Source organism: Curtobacterium ammoniigenes NBRC 101786, from assembly GCF_001571045.1.
In the GTDB taxonomy this organism is placed as follows: domain Bacteria; phylum Actinomycetota; class Actinomycetes; order Actinomycetales; family Microbacteriaceae; genus Curtobacterium; species Curtobacterium ammoniigenes.
Window position 1 is genome coordinate 381,945 of sequence record NZ_BCSV01000003.1, and the last position, 16,123, is coordinate 398,067.

A 16,123-nucleotide genomic window follows, 5' to 3' on the forward strand; every position below is an offset into this window, starting at 1 on the left:
GCGCGAATCAGCGCCCAACGATACCTGGCAGCGCTGAGGATCGCATCCGTGGAGCGTTCAGCGCGCTCCGCGACTGCGTCGCGCGGCATGGCATGGACGCCGTTCGCGCACCTGGTGGTCGCAGCACACCGTGCCAATACAATCGACCCGCGCCATGCGGTGCAAGCGAGGACTGAGGAGCGATAGTGGCAGGCGACGAGGCGGAATTCGGCACCGAGCTGCGGGGGTACCGCAAGGACGACGTGGACCGAGCCGTCAACGAGCTGCGCCGCGAGCTGATCAAGTCCAACACCGACCGCGCCGAGGCCGCCAAGGAGATCCGACTCCTGCAGGCGCGCCTCGATGAGCTGCAGGCAGAGCTCGACGAAGCGGGCACGCCGACCTACAGCGGACTCGGCACCCGGCTCGAGAGCACCCTCCGGGTGGCGGAAGAGCAGGCCACACGGCTGGTGAGTCAAGCCGACATCGACGCCGAGCGACTTCGCGTTTCGAGCACCGCGACCGCACAGCGGCTCCTTCGCGATGCGGAGCGACAAGCACGCGACACCATCGCCGACGCCGAAGCACGCGCGACGAACGAGCTGGCCCGCGCTCGCGCCGAGTCGGCGGACATGGTCGAACGTGCGCGCGCCGACGCCGCCATGCTCATCCAGGACGCAACGAACGAAGCCGAGACCCTCCGGTCGTCGGCGATCACCGAGGCGGCACAGACGCGCTCGACGGTGCTCCGCGAGACGAGTGCTCTGCGCGCCCAGGCGGAGCACGAGGTCGCAGAGCTCCGTGAGATCACGCACCGGGAGTCCTCCGCGGCTCGCGAGGCCGCCGCCGAGCTCGACCGTGACACCGAACACCGGCGTGCCCAGTTCGAAGCCGAGCACGAACAGCGCACCGCCGATCTCGAACAGTTGATTCGCGACGGGCGCGCGCGACTCGAACGGGAACTGGCAGCCGAACGCGACACGTGGGAGCGGGAACGAGCGACTTCCGAGCAATCACTCGCTGCGCACATCGAGCACAGTCGCGCCGAGCAGACCGAGCGACTTCGCGCGGAAGCCGCCGACCACGCAGCAGCGCTCGCCTCGGCAGCGCAGAATCAGCAGGCCGAACTCGCGGCGGAGCGCGCGGAGTGGGAGCGCGAGCGAACCGAGCAACGATCCACGCACGAGCACACGCTGACCGCCGAGCGTGCGGCCTGGGAGGACGAACGCACGGCAGCGCTCGAGCAACTCCGCCACGAGGTCGACGCAGAGCGTGCTCGTCTCGCTCGCGAGACGGCCGACGCCCGAGCGGATCTGGACGCGGAGCGGGCGCGGGTCTTGTCCGACAATGAGCGCAGGACCGCCGAGACCCGAGAGCGCATCGAGCGTGAGATCCGCGACCACGAGGAGCGCCTCGCCAGGGAGTCATCTGCGGCCGAGGCGGCTCGCGCCCACGAGCGTCGGGAGCACGAGATCGCCCTCGCCGACCGGGTCGCGACGGACCACGCGGAACTCGACCAGGAGATCGCCGACCGCCGCGAGGACGAACTCGGCGCGCTCGAACGCGAACGCGCCGCACTTCGCGCGGAGATCGACCGGGCGCGAGCCGACCTCGCCAAAGAACTGGACGAGACGCGGTCGCTCATCGAGCGCGAGCAGACGAGCGCGCGCGCAGCACTCGAAGCGGAGCTCACCGAACGCCGAGACGACGCTGAGCAGGACTACCTGGAAAAGCATCGCGAGACGATCGCGCAGACGCAGAAATACCTCGACGACGCGAACCTGCAGCTTGCGGAGGCCCTTCGCCGCGCCGCGCTCGCCCGAGCCGACGCCGAAGAGCGCGAACGAACCTCGACCGCAACGGCGGCCTCCACGGTCCGCGACGCGTCCGAGCAAGCCGCCCAGACCCTTCGGGCCGCCACAGCGCGCGCCCACGAGATCGTGGACGACGCGCAGGACCAAAGCGAGGCGCTCATCGCGGACGCGGAAGAGCGGCTCGCACGCATTCGCATGGAGCGGGACGCCGTCGCCGGGTATCTGGAGAGCCTCCGGAGCGCGCTCACACAGGTGGGCGACGTCGGTGCACCGCGAGATATTGCCGCCGACGCTGCGCAGGTCTCCGAGTGACCATGTCGCTCAATGCACGCTGCGACCGCGTGATCTCATCCGGCTGTCGCTGAGCGGGCAGGGCGCTGTTCAGCGGGCGGCCACGTCGTCGGCAGCGGCGCCGAGCCGGGCACGACCAGCGACGCGATGCGGTCCAGGACGATGCGAACGTATCGCTCCCCCACCCACAGGTGACGCGCTCCGCCTACCGGCTCGACTCGGATGGTCGGGGCGAGCGCGAACCGTCGCGCAGCCTCCTCCGGCTGGAGGAAGTCGTCGTGCTCCGGAATCATCGCGACAACGGGCGCGGTCGCCCCAGTCCACGAGGACAGCTCCGCGTCGGTCGCGCGCCGAAGCGGCGGCGACAGAAGGATCACGCCCGCGATGGAGCCGGCGCGAACGTGTTCCATCGCGTGCTTCAAGATCACCTCGGTTCCGAACGACCATCCCACAAGCCACGGTGCCGGCAACTCGCGGCGCCGCATCTCCTGCACCGCAGCGCGGAGATCGAACCCTTCGGTCACGCCGTCGCCGAACGTCCCGTCCGACGTGCCCCTCGGGGACGAGACCGACCGGAAGTTGAACCGCAGCACCGCGATGTCGGCAAGGGCCGGGAGGCGCGCGGCGGCCTTCTTGATGACGTGCGAGTCCATGGACCCGTGCGCCGTCGACAGAGGGTGGAGCATGATGATCGCGCCGCGCGGCGCGCTGAGCGGTTCCGCCAGCTCCCCCACGAGCGCCAGATGATCGTCAGTGACCAGCTCGATGTCGGTCCTCCGCGCGGGCAGCACCGCGTTGCTCCGGATCTCGACGGGCTCGTTCACGCGATCCTCCAACAGTGCGTGTGCCAATGGCGGCGGGCCGCCAGGTCCGCCTCGTCGCCGAGCACCCCGTCCTGTTGCCACACGACGAGGTGCGCAACGCCGGGTTCGATGGGGCCCTGACATCCAGGGCACACGTAGGTCTTCGCGGCCGCACGCGCGCTGATCGGCTGCACCGTGAACGCGCGCCCACGCCGGACTTCGGTCCGGGCCCATCCGCTCAGCAGGCGACGAAGGTCATCCTCATCGGAATCCTCAGGGCGCGCACCACGGCGCGGACGGTTGCTCCGTGACACGGTGTGCCCCGATCAATACCAGTTGTAGGCCTGGCTGTGCGCCCACGCGCCGCACGGCGTTCCGTAGGAACCCGTGATGTAGTTCAAGCCCCAGGTGATCTGCGTCGCCGGGTTGGTCTGCCAGTCGGCTCCCGCCGTCGCCATCTTGCTGCCGGGGAGGGATTGCGGGATGCCGTATGCGCCACTCGGGTTGTACGCGTAGACGTTCCATCCCGACTCTTTGTTCCACAGCGACACGAGACAGTTGTATTGGCTCGCGTCCCAGCCACGAGCGGCGACCATCTGCTGGGCGATCGCTTTCGCGCTGCCCGGGCTCGGCGTGCCCGCTGCGGGCGCCGCCGCGGCCGAGACGGCGGGCGTCGTCGCCTTCGCCGCCGTCTTTGTCGTGGTGGTGGTCACAGTGGGCGCCGGGGGCGTGACCACGACCGGCTTGGGGTTGGTCACGCTGTAGCCGTCGCGATTGATCGATGCCCCCGCGTACGTGCCGTGTGCGCTGTAGTGCTGCGACGGGACCGTGCGGAGTTGCGCCGGCGCCGCGATCACTGCTGCCGACGCGATGTCAGCCTGCAGCGGGTTCACGAGCGAGCCGCCGACGAAACCGAACACCGCGAGGAACGAGAGTGCCGGAATCGCGGTGCGACGACGAAGGAACGAGTTCGCAAGCGTCTTCGCCGGCTCGCGCTGGTCTTGCTGCACGAGCGCGATCGGCTGGCGGTGCCGCTCGACGGATGCCGCTCGCCGGCGCGCAGCCGCTGCGTGCTCGGCGACGAGGACATCGTCGATCACCGGGGACTGCGGGACGCCATCGCGCAGTGGCGCGGCGAAGTCGGATCGCCCGCGCGCGCGGGACGGGGATGCGTCACGCGCCGTGCGAGTCGCGGGACGCAACGACGGCCGCGTGGTGCGGTCGCGTTCGAGCGCTGCCCGTCGCTCGCCGATGACGCGAGTGCTGTCACCCTGGCGGGGAGCGCGGACGGATTCGTTGTCTGCCGTGTGCCTACCCATGAGTCCTACGACTGTAACGGAATCATCACGGAAAGCGAAACCTCTGCTGTGGCGGGTCTCGTCACCAAAGCGGGGGGCGTCGATGAAACGGACCGGGCGCTTCAGCGAACGGCGAGCATCACTCGCACGACACTGTCGAGGAGCGCATCGACCTGCGCTTCCCGGTACCCGCCATGTTTCGATCGAAACACCACGGAGCGGACGTCGGACGCGCCGAGCGGCTGTGAGTCGCGGAAATAGCCCTTCAACCGGGCCGCGAACGCATCGACGTCCTTCGGGTGATACCCCACGGACAGGGCACTGACGCGACGGAAGCGCTGCCCCTCCGGCCGCTCGAGGCGCGCGAGGATCTCGGATGCAAGTTCGCGAGCGTCCGAGAACCATGCGTGCTCTCCGGACCGTGCGATGAAGCTCTCGCGTTCGCGCGCTGCGAATGCATCCTCCAGTCGCTCCAGCGCGGCATCGACATCGCTCGTCGCGTACCCGCCCTTCCGCATGCTGAACGCCGTCCCGCGGATCTTCTCGGAGGCGAACGCCGCCGCCGTGGCCGGGTCCCCCGCATAGGCGCGACGCGCGTCCGCGAGGAAGCGCTCGACTTCCGCGACGTCGTAGCCGAACGTGTTCTTGGGGACGAGAGGGAAGGTCGAAGCCACGGCGACATGATGCCATCCCCCGGCCCGCACGTTGCTGAAGGCGCGCTAGTGCACCATCAGGAACATCATGAGTGCGACGGCCCCTGATGGGAGCACACTGTCCATGCGGTCGAGCAGGCCGCCGTGGCCGGGCAGGAACGATGAGATGTCTTTGATGCCCAGGTCCCGCTTGATCATGGACTCGGTGAGATCCCCGACCGTTCCGGAGGCGGTGATGAGGAGCCCGAGGATGACGCCGAACCACCAGCCCTGCCCAAGCATCAGCCACGCGACGAGGACGCCGGCGATCACGCTCGCGAGCACCGACCCGCCGAAGCCCTCCCAGGTTTTCTTCGGGCTGATCCTCGGCGCCATCGGGTGCTTCCCGAAGGTGAGGCCGGTCGCATACGCTCCGGTGTCCACCGCTGCCACCACGATGATGAATCCCACGACCCAGAGGGCGCCGGCCCGCTCCGCGGACAGGAGGACCACGCAGGCGCCGAGCAGCGTGACGTAGGACTGGACGAAGAGGCCACTCGTGAGGTCGAGCAACAGCTCGGCACCTGTGGGGCGCTTCCTCGCAGCGGCAACCTCGACGAGCCTCCAGATCGACACGAGCACGATTCCGCCGAGCAATGTGAGGAGTGCGGTCTCCGGTCCCCCGAAGAACGCCGCAGGCACGATCGCAATGCCAGCGATCACGCTCGGGATACGCGGCACATCTCGACCCGAGAACCGCATTGCACTTGCGAGTTCGTACACTCCCATGCCGATGAGGAATGCGGCGACCGCCATGAACGCCGGCGTCCAGACGAGCAAGGACCCGAGCATGACTCCGGCGAACAGGAGGCCCACGCCGATCGCCGCGGGGAGGTTCCGTCCGGTTCGCGCGGTCAGCACCTCGTTGCGCGCGTCGAACTCCGCCTTTCGGGCGCGCATCTGCAGCTCGAAATCGGTGCGTGCGGCGCGCGCACGCGCGTCGAAATCGCGGTGCGGTCGCTTCGGTGCTGGACGGTCTCCGGCGGACTCGGGGTCGCTCATCAGACCTCGAGGAGTTCTGCTTCCTTCTTCTTCAGCGCCTCATCGATCTGGTCGACGTGGCGCTTCGTGATCGCCTCGAGCTCCTTGTCGGCACGCGCAATCTCGTCGTCGCCGACCTCACCCTTCAGCGCGTCGAGGTCATCTTTCGCGCGGCGACGGATGTTCCGGATGACGACCTTGTGGTCCTCGCCCTTGCTCCGCACGATCTTCACGAACTCTTTGCGGCGCTCCTGCGTCAGTTCCGGAATAGTCACTCGCACGATCTCGCCGTCGTTCGTCGGGCTCGCGCCGAGGTTCGGGAATGTGGCGATGGCCTTCTCGATCTCCTTGAGCGCCGACTTGTCGTAGGGCGTGACGATCATCGTCCGCGCCTCCGGCGTCTGCAGGGAGGCAAGCTGCGCAAGCGGCGTCGGCGATCCGTAGTAGTCGATCGGGATCTTCTGGAACAACGCCGGGTTGATTCGTCCGGTGCGAACCGTCGAGAAGTCGTCCTTCGCGACGTCGACGGCCTTGGCCATCTTCTCGGTCGCATCGGTCAGGACATCACTGATCACGGTCGGTCTCCTTCATACTGCGTTGAGTCTACTGGCGCGGTCGGATCGGGCAGTCAGTTGCTGACGATGGTCCCGATCCGCTCGCCGCGGATGGCGGCGGCGACATTGCCGTCACCCTCCATCCCGAACACGTGCATGGGCATCCCATTGTCCATGCACAGACTGAATGCGGTCGCGTCGACCACCTTCAGTCCGCGGACGAGCGCGTCCTGATACGTGACATGGTCGAGCTTCTGTGCGGTCGGGTCCTTCTTCGGGTCCGCGGAATACACGCCGTCGACACCGTTCTTCGCGACCAGCACCTCCGATGCGCCGATCTCGAGAGCGCGTTGCGCCGCGACGGTGTCCGTCGAAAAGTACGGGAGGCCCGCCCCGGCTCCGAAAATCACCACGCGGCTCTTTTCGAGGTGCCGCTCCGCGCGGCGAGGGATGTATGGCTCCGCGACCTGTGTCATGGCGATCGCCGACTGCACTCGGGTTTGCGCGCCCGCTTGCTCGAGGAAATCCTGCAGCGCGAGCGCGTTCATGACGGTGCCGAGCATGCCCATGTAGTCGGCTCGGCCTCGGTCCATGCCGCGCTGGCTCAACTCAGCGCCGCGGAAGAAATTGCCGCCACCGACGACGATCGCGATTTCCACGTCGGCCGCAACCGTCGCGATCTCGCGAGCGAGGCGCGCGACGACGTCCGGATTCACACCCAGCGAGCCGGCGCCGAACGCCTCACCGCTCAACTTGAGAAGGACGCGTCGTCGGTGCGTGGTGGCCTGATCCATTCGGATTCCCTCCGGTCGTGTGTGGTCGAAATCTACTCGTGCAGTGCCAGCCTCCGACCCGACGGTCACGGCGTGACTGCCCGGCGCGAAGGTGCGGCCAGCGGCGCCTGTCAGGTGACAGCGAAACGGGGTCCGGAACCACTGGTTCCGGACCCCGTCATCACGACGCTACGCGCCGACCTTCACACGGGCGAAGCCCTCGATGGTCAGCCCCGCGTTCTTCGCGACCTGCGCAACGGACAGCTTGTTGTCCTTCGCGTAATCCTGGTCGAGCAGTGCGATGCCCTTGATGAACGCGTTGAGACGACCCTCGACGATCTTCGGCAGCGCTGCTTCGGGCTTGCCCTCTTCGCGCGTGATCGCCTCGACGGTCGCTCGTTCCTTCTCGATCGCCTCGGCAGGAACGTCGTCGCGCGTGAGGTACTGCGGCGCGGCGAACGCAATGTGCTGCGCGATCGACCGCGCCTCGGTCTGATTGTCGCCCGCGTAGGCAAGGACAACGGCAACCTGCGGTGGGAGGTCCTGGCTGGTCTTGTGCAGGTAGATCTCGAACTCGGAGCCCTCGACCCGGCGGACGGTTCGCAACTCGACCTTCTCGCCGAGCGCGGCTGCTTCCTCGTTGATGACCTCTGCAACAGTCTTGCCCTCGAGCTGGGCGGCGTTGCCAGCGGCGGCGTCTGACGCGCCGCTCGCCGAGACGGCAGCGAGAACCCGGTCTGCGAGCGCGATGAATCGTTCGTTCTTCGCGACGAAGTCGGTTTCGCTCGCAAGCTCGACGACCGTGGCGGCGCCATTCGCAGCACTCGCCGCGACAAGCCCGGCCGTGGTGGCCCGGTCCTCGCGCTTGGCGACGCCCTTCGCGCCCTTGATACGGAGGATCTCGACGGCCTTGTCGTAATCGCCGTCGGCCTCGACCAGCGCGTTCTTGCTGTCGAGCATGCCGGCCCCGAGAGCCTCACGCAGTTTCTTCACGTCAGCAGCGGTGAAGTTTGCCATTGCCTGGCGTCCTTTCTGGACTGGAATCGTGTCTACTCGGCGGGAGTGGTTTCGGCGGCGGCTTCGGCCTCCGCCGTGGGCTCGGCGTTCTTGTCGCCCTCGGCAACCGGCTCGCCGATCTCCTTCGCCGCGACCTGCGCGTCGGCATCGTTCTCTTCGACGGTCGCGCCCTCGCCCTCGGTCTGTCCGAGGAGTTCCTGCTCCCACTCGGCGAGCGGCTCGGCCGGCTCGTCCGAACTGCCCTGGTGCCGCTGAACGAGGCCCTCGGCGGCAGCATCGGCGACGATGCGGGTCAGCAGACCGACCGACCGGATCGCGTCGTCGTTGCCCGGGATCGGGTACGTGATCTCGTCGGGGTCGCAGTTCGTGTCGAGGATGCCGATCACCGGGATCCCCAGCTTCTGCGCCTCGTCCACCGCGAGGTGCTCCTTCTTGGTGTCAACCACCCAGAGCGCGCTCGGCGTGCGAGTCAGGTTGCGGATTCCGCCAAGCGTCTTGTGCAACTTGTCGAGCTCGCGCTTCTTGATGAGGAGCTCCTTCTTGGTGAAGCCCTTCGTCGTGTCGTCGAAGTCGATCTCCTCGAGCTCCTTCATGCGCGCAAGGCGCTTGGAGACCGTCTGGAAGTTCGTCAGCAGGCCGCCGAGCCAGCGCTGGTTCACGTAGGGCTGGCCCACACGAGTCGCCTGTTCGGCGATCGAGCCCTGTGCCTGCTTCTTGGTCCCGACGAACAGGATCGTGCCGCCGTGCGCGACGGTCTCCTTCACGAAGTCGTAGGCACGATCGATGTACGACAGCGACTGCTGGAGGTCGATGATGTGAATGCCGGAACGCTCAGCGAGGATGAATCGCTTGACTTTCGGGTTCCAACGGCGGGTCTGGTGTCCAAAGTGCACGCCACTGTCAAGCAGTTGGCGGATGGTGACGACGGCCATGGCCGTACTCTCCTTCATGGCGCACAGCAGTCCGCTGCGCACAGTTGCGGTTATGTCGAGCGCGGCCGGCGGCCGCGATCCCTGGCGCCCTGCACCGAGCCACCGACCTCGGAGAGGCCGGACCGACGGCTCAGCGACACGATGACACAGTTGTCATAGGGCACGCGAAGTCAGCGCGTGAGCGCTGCGAGGGATAACTCTAGCAGCCAGACCGCCCGCGCTCACGCTCCGGCGCGGACCGGTGCCTCCGCCTGCTCGACGCCCATCTCCTCCAGGGACCGCCCCTTTGTCTCGGGAATCTTCGTCAAGACGAAGAAGAAGGACAGCAGTGCGAAGAGCGCGTAGATCCCGTACGTGAAGGCGAGGTTGAAGCTGGACAGCGCCGGGAACGTGATCGTGACGACGAAGTTGGCGATCCAGTTCGCGGCGGATCCGACCCCGAGCGCCGCAGCGCGAATGCGGTTCGGGAACATCTCGCCGAGGAGCACCCACATCAGCGGCCCCCATGTGGCCGAGAACGAGATGACGAAGATGTTCGCGAACACGAGGGCGATGGGACCCCAGGCGCCGGGGAGCGACGGGGCTCCACCCGCCCCGGGCGTCGACTGCGAGAAGGCGATGGCAACCATGATGAGGGCGACCGTCATGCCCGCCGACCCGGCCAGCATGAGGGGACGGCGGCCGACGCGGTCCACCAGCCAGATCGCGATGAACGTCATCACCAGGTTGATCGCTGAGGAGATCGTCGAGATGAGGAACGACTGGCTCGGCTTGAATCCGACTGCCTGCCACAGCGTCGTCGAGTAGTAGAAGATGACGTTGATCCCGACGAACTGCTGGAACACGGCCATGATGATGCCGATCCACACAATCGGCTGTAGCCCGAATCGCTTGCCGCGAACGGAGCCCTTTCGTTCCTTGGAATCCCGCTCGATCCCCTCTCGGATCTCGTCCAGGCTCATGTCCACAGTGTCGCTCGGGACGATCTTGGCGAGGACGTCACGGGCGTCATCTGTGCGACCCTGCGCCGCGAGGTACCGCGGAGATTCGGGGAGCGCGAGCGCCAGGATGCCGTAGACGACGCTGGGCACGACGCCGACGATGAACATCCATCGCCATGCTTCGAGACCGCCCCAGAGTGCGTTCGCGGCGTTGTTGTTCGCGCCTGCTGCAAGGAGTTGATCCGAGAGCAGCGCCGCGAAGATGCCGACAGTGATTGCCAGCTGCTGGAACGAAGCGAGGGTGCCCCTGATCTGCTTCGGCGCGACCTCCGAGATGTACGCGGGCGCGATCACCGACGCCGTCCCGATCCCGAGACCGCCGACGAGCCGCCAGATGACGAAGTCGACCGTGTTGAATGCGAATCCGACGGCGAGCGAGCTGATGAAGAACAGGATCGCGGCGATGAACATCACTCTCGTTCGGCCCAACCGGTCCGCGATGCGCCCCGAGAAGTAGGCGCCGAACGCGCATCCGATGAGTGCCGAGGCGACCGCGAATCCGGCACCCCCGGCAGAGAGCTGGAACTGGCTCGTGACGGCCTTTTCCGCGCCGTTGATGACCGATGAGTCGAAGCCGAAGAGGAACCCGCCCACCGCGGCGGCGATCGCGAAGGCCGTAACTTTCGCGGTGTGTGTCCCGCTTCCGTTGCTCTCGTTCCTGCGTTCTGCTGTGGCCGACACGATGCTCCCCTTACTCCCGTTCGAACGTGTGTGGCACCTGCCCACGAGCTTGGACGGACAGCCGGGATCGCGCGGTGTGCACAAGATTCGACCAAGACATTACGCGCGGCGTTGACCATACATTCAGGATGATTTCGGCTCGCGGTGGTTGCCCTCCACCGAGCGTCCGCCGATGCCTGGCTCCCCAGGTGACGCTCCGGGCATGCTCGACCCCCGACTTCCCTCGACACTCGAGGTATGACGACCGCGCGCACTCCCCTCACCCGCCTCGGCGCGGGGTCGCGCTCGGAGCGATGGTTCCCGACGTCCCCCAATGGGCTCCCCGTCAGATCTCGCGCGCGCCGAAGCATCTTGATGATCGTGTTGGCTGCGCTGATCACGCTCTGCCCCGCGCCGGTGGCCACGGTGGGCGCCCAAGCAGCCGTGAGCAGCCGTCTCGTGCCTCGTCCGAGCTGGTCCTGGCCGGTCGCCGCCCGGGAAATGGCGCGAGGCTGGGAGGCTCCAGCCCACGATTTCGGGGCCGGCCACCGTGGGGTCGATTTCCGTGTCCGCATCGGCGAGCCCGTTCGGGCTCCGGACTCGGGGACTGTGTCGTTCGCAGGTCCCGTGGCCGGGCGTCCAGTGGTCGTGATCGAGCACGTCGGCGGCTTGCGCAGCACGATCGATGCGGCGGACCCCGAGGTCCGCGCGGGCCAACGGGTAGCACGCGGCCAGTTGATCGGCACCGCTCGCGGCGATCATTGTGCCGGGCGCGAGGCATGCCTGCATCTTGGTGCCCGGATCGGTGAGCAGTACGTCGACCCGACGCCCTATCTGCTCGCCCAGAGCTGGCCCATCCTGCTGCCATTGACCTGAGGCGGTCCGACAGTGACCTGAGGCGGTCCGACAGTGACCTGAGGCGGTCCGAGCGTCAGGAGTCGCGTTCAGGCCCGGGGGTGCGCCTGCCGGTAGACCTCTCGAAGCCGCGCCGACGAGACGTGCGTGTACAGCTGCGTGGTTCCAAGGCTTGCGTGGCCCAGCATCTCCTGAACGGCCCGGAGATCCGCGCCTCCGTCCAAGAGGTGCGTCGCGGCGGTATGGCGAAACGTGTGCGGGCCGAGTTGCCCTGACCCGACTTCCTCCCCGAGGAGCCCGGCGATGAGGCGGTAGACGCCTCGGGTGCCGATGCGAGCACCGCGTCGCCCGATGAAGAGCGCCGGCGAGGGGCTTTCGATCCCGGCCTGCGCGAGAACCGTCGGGCGTCCACGCTCGACCCAGTCCATCGCCGCCGTTGCGGCAGGGGCACCGAGCGGCACGACTCGTTCCTTTTGGCCCTTGCCGATGACGCGGACGGTACGTCGCGAGAAGTCGATGTCGTCGACGTCGACCCCGACGAGTTCGCTGACGCGAAGTGCGGACGCGTACAGCAATTCGACGATGGCGCGGTCGCGAAGTGCGAGCGGGTCGGCGCTCTCCCGGACGTTCGTCTCGAGGACGGCCAGCAGCTCGCGAACGGTGTCCGCTCCGAGAACCCGGGGAAGATGTGTGGCCGCCTTCGGACCGCGGAGGCGATTTGCAGCATCGCTCGGCATCACCCCCTCTTCGACGCACCACCGGACGAATGAGCGCACGGATGATGCGCGCCGACTGAGGGTTGCGCGGGAGCGTCCGGACGCCTGGGCGTCCCACAGCCACGCGCGGAGGAGCTCGAGGTCGATATCCTCGGCTCGCCGCGCGCCCCGATTCGTTGCGAATCGGAGCAGCGCAGCGAGGTCCGACGCGTACGCACGCACTGTCTGCGGGCTTCGTCCCCGCGCATGGGTCAGCGAGTCGAGGAATCGCTCGATGATCGCCGGGAGTTCGGAGCCCGATGCTGACACGTGTCCGATCGTATGCGTGCTCGTTTCACCGCACGATCCGCCACCCCGAGTCATCCTGCCGCGCGACTCCTTGCAGTTCCGCGAGCGCAAGGAGACCCATGGTCTCGTCGACGCCGAGCCCGGCGTTCCGGGCGACTTCCGTGAGCGGGATGGAGCGCCGAACCGGTAGCGCGTCCAGGACGCGAATCAGTTCCGGATCGGATCGAGACTGCAGCGGCACTGACTGGCCCTCGAGGGTTCCGCTGCGTACGACGTCATCCGGCTGAATGAGGATCTCCGCCCGACTCGTGGCGATCAGATTGTGGCAGCCCACCGAGCCCGTCGACGTGATCGGCCCCGGTACGGCGAACACTGACCGGCCGAGTTCCGCCGCGTGGTGCGCGGTGTTGAGTGCGCCGGACCGGCGGCCAGCCTCAACCACCACGGTCGTCTCGGCCATCGCCGCGATCAACCGATTCCGTGCTAGGAAGCGCCACCGAGTCGGGCGCGTCCCCGGCGGGGACTCCGCCACGAGGACTCCTTCCGTCGCGACCTGTTCGAGCAGCGCGGTGTTGCCGGCGGGATAGACCTGGTCGAGCCCGCCCGCGAGCACGGCCACAGTGGTTCCATGGGCGAGCAGCGCAGCGCGGTGCGCGACGGCGTCCACGCCGTACGCCCCACCGGAAACCACGACGCGGTCCTTCTGCGCCGCGAACACGGCCAGGGTGGCGGCAACGTCTGCGCCGTACGGGGAGTTCGCTCGTGAACCCACGATCGACACAGCGCGTTCAGGCGGCGGCAGTGCGCGACTTCCGCGATGCCAGAGGACCAGCGGCGCGTGACGGCCGAGATCCGAGAGGCCCCCGGGCCAGCCACCGTCGCCCGGTACGAGGACGCTCGCGCCGACGGCAGCTGCCTGTTCGAGCACGCGCGCCGTATTGAGTGAACGGAGGCGCGGCTCCCAGCGGTCAAGCGCTCGCGCGAGCGTCCGCGCCGCCTCGGCAGACGATGCTCGGTCGAACACGTCTGCCTCAATGCATGCCGCAGCGAGGTCGGCGACCGATCGGTCGCGACCCGTCGCGCCCGCGTCGAATACCTCGAGCGCAAGCGCAAGCGCTCTCGACGGCCCGAAGGTTCCGATGAGTCCACCGGCAATGCCGTCGCCCGGCTCCGCGATACTCGACCAGGCGACGCGCGACACGATCGATTGCCCGGCTCGCTCTTCTGGGGCGGCGTTTCGAACGGCGCCCACGGCCTCGAGCGCCTCAGTCAATACCCGCTCGACGCGAGCCTGCAGCGTCGTCATACGATCGCCTGCCGGAGAGCGAGTGCACCGCGCAAGTGATCGGCAGCCGGTTCGTCGGCACCGCCGAGGTCTGCAAGCGTCCAGGCAACCCGAGCGACGCGGTCCCACCCGCGCATCGACACGGACCCGCGCTCGAGCGCCTCATCCAACGGCCGGGACACCGAAGGTCGGAGCCGCATCGCTCCGGAACGCATCCAGGCTCCGGGAACGTCGCTGTTCTGGGTCCATCGCGTCCCGGCAAGCCTGCGGCGCATGCGCGCGCGAGCATCGGCGACTCGCTTCCTGGCTTCCCCCGTGCTCACAGACGCATCGCCGCTTGCTGCGATGCGGGCCTGGGTAACCCGAGGAACACGAATCCTGATGTCAACGCGATCCATGAGCGGGCCCGAGAGTCGACCGAGGTACCGCCGCACTGCATCCGGAGCGCACGCGCACGCCGCCGGACCCGCACCCGCGCCGGCGTTGCCGCACGGGCAGGGGTTGGCGGCCAGCACTAACTGGAAGCGCGCCGGGAAGCGCGCTCGTCCGGACGATCTGTGGATGACGATCTCGCCCGACTCGAGCGGCTGTCGGAGGGCGTCCAGAACGCGACGAGGGAACTCCGGGGCCTCGTCAAGGAAAAGCACGCCACGATGCGCCATGGAGATCGACCCTGGTCGGATCGCACCCGAGCCGCCGCCGACGAGGGCGATCGAACTGGCGGAATGGTGGGGCGCCTCGAGCGGGGGTCGTGCTGTGAGCGAGCTTGCGCCGAAGCCCCCCACGGAGCGCACCGCCGCGAGTTCCAGGGCCGCACCGGCGTCGAGATCGGGAAGCAGGCCGGGAAGCCGTTCCGCCAGCATCGTCTTCCCCGCGCCCGGCGAACCGACCATCAGCATGTGGTGACCGCCCGCAGCAGCGACCACGAGAGCGCGCACTGCTTCAGGATTGCCGATCACATCCGCGAGCTCTGCGTCGTCGTGCGCTCCCGGCGATGCCCGCTCGTCAGGCTCGATCGCCACCGGGTCGACAGGGACGGGAGTCAGCGCCGCTCCCTCCGCGATGGCGGCATCTCTCAGCGACGCCACCCCCACGATGTCGATGCCGCTGACGACCTGCGCTTCTGCAACGCAGGCGGTCGGCACGACTGCTCGCGTTATTCCCGCTGATCGCGCGGCGAGCAGCATCGGGATGACTCCCGTGACCGGACGCACTCGGCCGTCGAGCCCCAACTCCCCGAGGTGCACGCTCTGCTGGGCGCCGCTGGGGACGATCCCGCTCGCCCGGAACACAGCGATCGCAATCGCGAGATCGAAGCCGGAACCATGTTTCGGGATGGTCGCCGGAGTGAGGTTGACCGTGATCTTGCGCGGTGGGAGCGGGCAACCGGACGTCGTGGCCGCGGACCGCACACGCTCACGCGCCTCCCCCAGCGAGGTGTCTGGCAGACCGATGAGCGTGAAACCCGGGAGCTGGCTGCTGAGATGCGCTTCGATCTCCACAAGCTGTCCGCTGATCCCCAGCAGTGCGATGCAATTGGCGCGCCCGATGACGCTCATGCGACGCCCTGCAGGTGTTCGACGACGGAACCGGTGCCAGACCCCTCGATCATGATCCCGACGACATCGATCCGAATCGGCGCGCGCTGCGCCTCGGCGCATGTCGACCGCCAGGCAAGCGCCAGCATCCGAAGGCGCGCCAGCTTCGCTCCTGTGACGGCTTCCAGCGGGTGACCGGCTGCCGCGGTGGTCCGCGTCTTCACCTCAGCGACGACGAAGGTGGAGCGGTCTTTCGCGACGATATCGATCTCGCCGCCTCGAATGCGCCAGTTGCGCACGACGATGCGATATCCCAACCGGCCAAGATAGTCGGCCGCGATCTGCTCGCCCCGTTTCCCGATGGCGGCGTTGTGGCCTCGCAGCCTTTGTTGTACCTGGTGCATGAATCCTCCCGCGCACAGCGTCCCGCGGCGGCGGAGATCGCGCGTCGTCAGGAGGTGTTGTTGTGGACAAACTGCGCTCGGCTCCGCTTTGTGGAGGGTGAGTGATGCAGGCCGCGGGTCATCGGCGCGAGCTATTCGATGACACTTGGCGCTCACTGGACGCGAGCATGTGCGCCCGGCAGACAGCGCAGCGTGACCGTACTGAGCGAGGAAAGCGAGCAGGGCGGCTCTCCCAAAGGAGA

The 16,123-nt window shown here is 67.8% G+C and carries 16 protein-coding genes; 2 read left to right on the top strand and 14 right to left on the bottom strand.

Translation table 11 applies throughout. The features are described 5' to 3' along the window. The first annotated feature begins 185 nt into the window (after positions 1-185). Complete coding sequence (locus tag CAM01S_RS08740) at positions 186-2,105, top strand: coiled-coil domain-containing protein (protein WP_066519694.1); 1,920 nt, start codon at positions 186-188, stop codon at positions 2,103-2,105. Between the two features lie 35 nt (positions 2,106-2,140). Here CAM01S_RS08740 and CAM01S_RS08745 read toward each other — a convergent pair whose 3' ends face one another. The 10 genes from CAM01S_RS08745 to CAM01S_RS08790 all read right to left on the bottom strand — a co-directional run bounded on the left by CAM01S_RS08745 (position 2,141) and on the right by CAM01S_RS08790 (position 10,816). Beyond that, complete coding sequence (locus CAM01S_RS08745; RefSeq protein WP_157071486.1) at positions 2,141-2,908, bottom strand: alpha/beta hydrolase; 768 nt, start codon at positions 2,906-2,908, stop codon at positions 2,141-2,143. After that, the gene (locus CAM01S_RS15095; RefSeq protein WP_083527883.1) at positions 2,905-3,201 is read right to left on the bottom strand and encodes an Rv1322 family protein; all 297 of its coding nucleotides are present in this window, start codon (positions 3,199-3,201) and stop codon (positions 2,905-2,907) included. Before CAM01S_RS15095 ends, CAM01S_RS08745 begins: the two co-directional genes overlap by 4 nt. A 12-nt stretch (positions 3,202-3,213) precedes the next feature. Then, the gene (locus CAM01S_RS14900) at positions 3,214-4,206 is read right to left on the bottom strand and encodes an aggregation-promoting factor C-terminal-like domain-containing protein (RefSeq protein ID WP_157071487.1); all 993 of its coding nucleotides are present in this window, start codon (positions 4,204-4,206) and stop codon (positions 3,214-3,216) included. A 101-nt stretch (positions 4,207-4,307) separates the two neighbouring features. Next, positions 4,308-4,859, bottom strand: coding sequence for a DivIVA domain-containing protein (locus tag CAM01S_RS08760; protein ID WP_066520031.1), 552 nt, complete (start codon positions 4,857-4,859; stop codon positions 4,308-4,310). 45 nt (positions 4,860-4,904) lie between these two features. Then, complete coding sequence (locus tag CAM01S_RS08765) at positions 4,905-5,879, bottom strand: phosphatidate cytidylyltransferase (protein ID WP_066519703.1); 975 nt, start codon at positions 5,877-5,879, stop codon at positions 4,905-4,907. Beyond that, complete coding sequence (gene frr / locus CAM01S_RS08770) at positions 5,879-6,433, bottom strand: ribosome recycling factor (RefSeq protein ID WP_066519704.1); 555 nt, start codon at positions 6,431-6,433, stop codon at positions 5,879-5,881. Before frr ends, CAM01S_RS08765 begins: the two co-directional genes overlap by 1 nt. A 53-nt stretch (positions 6,434-6,486) precedes the next feature. Next, positions 6,487-7,206 carry a UMP kinase gene (gene pyrH, locus CAM01S_RS08775; protein ID WP_066519706.1) on the bottom strand — a complete coding sequence of 240 codons (720 nt, stop codon included), beginning with the start codon at positions 7,204-7,206 and terminating at the stop codon, positions 6,487-6,489. A gap of 168 nt (positions 7,207-7,374) precedes the next feature. Beyond that, positions 7,375-8,202 (bottom strand): translation elongation factor Ts, encoded by an 828-nt coding sequence (gene tsf / locus CAM01S_RS08780; protein ID WP_066519709.1) that lies wholly within the window; start codon positions 8,200-8,202, stop codon positions 7,375-7,377. Between the two features lie 32 nt (positions 8,203-8,234). Continuing rightward, positions 8,235-9,134 carry a 30S ribosomal protein S2 gene (rpsB, locus tag CAM01S_RS08785; protein WP_066519712.1) on the bottom strand — a complete coding sequence of 300 codons (900 nt, stop codon included), beginning with the start codon at positions 9,132-9,134 and terminating at the stop codon, positions 8,235-8,237. Between the two features lie 221 nt (positions 9,135-9,355). Next, positions 9,356-10,816, bottom strand: coding sequence for a sugar porter family MFS transporter (locus CAM01S_RS08790; protein WP_066519714.1), 1,461 nt, complete (start codon positions 10,814-10,816; stop codon positions 9,356-9,358). A gap of 354 nt (positions 10,817-11,170) precedes the next feature. On the opposite strand from CAM01S_RS08790, the gene CAM01S_RS08795 reads away from it, so the two are divergent. Further along, positions 11,171-11,671 carry a murein hydrolase activator EnvC family protein gene (locus CAM01S_RS08795; protein WP_066519716.1) on the top strand — a complete coding sequence of 167 codons (501 nt, stop codon included), beginning with the start codon at positions 11,171-11,173 and terminating at the stop codon, positions 11,669-11,671. A gap of 68 nt (positions 11,672-11,739) precedes the next feature. Here the strand turns inward: CAM01S_RS08795 and CAM01S_RS08800 are convergent, their stop codons facing one another. From CAM01S_RS08800 to CAM01S_RS08815, 4 genes are read right to left on the bottom strand one after another with little or no spacing between them, the layout of a single operon-like run. Beyond that, positions 11,740-12,675: a tyrosine recombinase XerC gene (locus tag CAM01S_RS08800; protein ID WP_066519721.1), complete on the bottom strand. Its 936-nt coding sequence runs from the start codon at positions 12,673-12,675 to the stop codon at positions 11,740-11,742. A gap of 25 nt (positions 12,676-12,700) precedes the next feature. Then, positions 12,701-13,960, bottom strand: coding sequence for a DNA-processing protein DprA (gene dprA / locus CAM01S_RS08805; RefSeq protein ID WP_066519724.1), 1,260 nt, complete (start codon positions 13,958-13,960; stop codon positions 12,701-12,703). Further along, a complete protein-coding gene (locus CAM01S_RS08810) occupies positions 13,957-15,498 on the bottom strand; it encodes a YifB family Mg chelatase-like AAA ATPase (RefSeq protein ID WP_066519735.1) in 1,542 nt (513 codons plus the stop codon). The genes dprA and CAM01S_RS08810 overlap by 4 nt, the downstream gene beginning before the upstream one ends. Beyond that, the gene (locus CAM01S_RS08815) at positions 15,495-15,881 is read right to left on the bottom strand and encodes a YraN family protein (protein ID WP_066519742.1); all 387 of its coding nucleotides are present in this window, start codon (positions 15,879-15,881) and stop codon (positions 15,495-15,497) included. Before CAM01S_RS08815 ends, CAM01S_RS08810 begins: the two co-directional genes overlap by 4 nt. Positions 15,882-16,123: the final 242 nt, after the last annotated feature.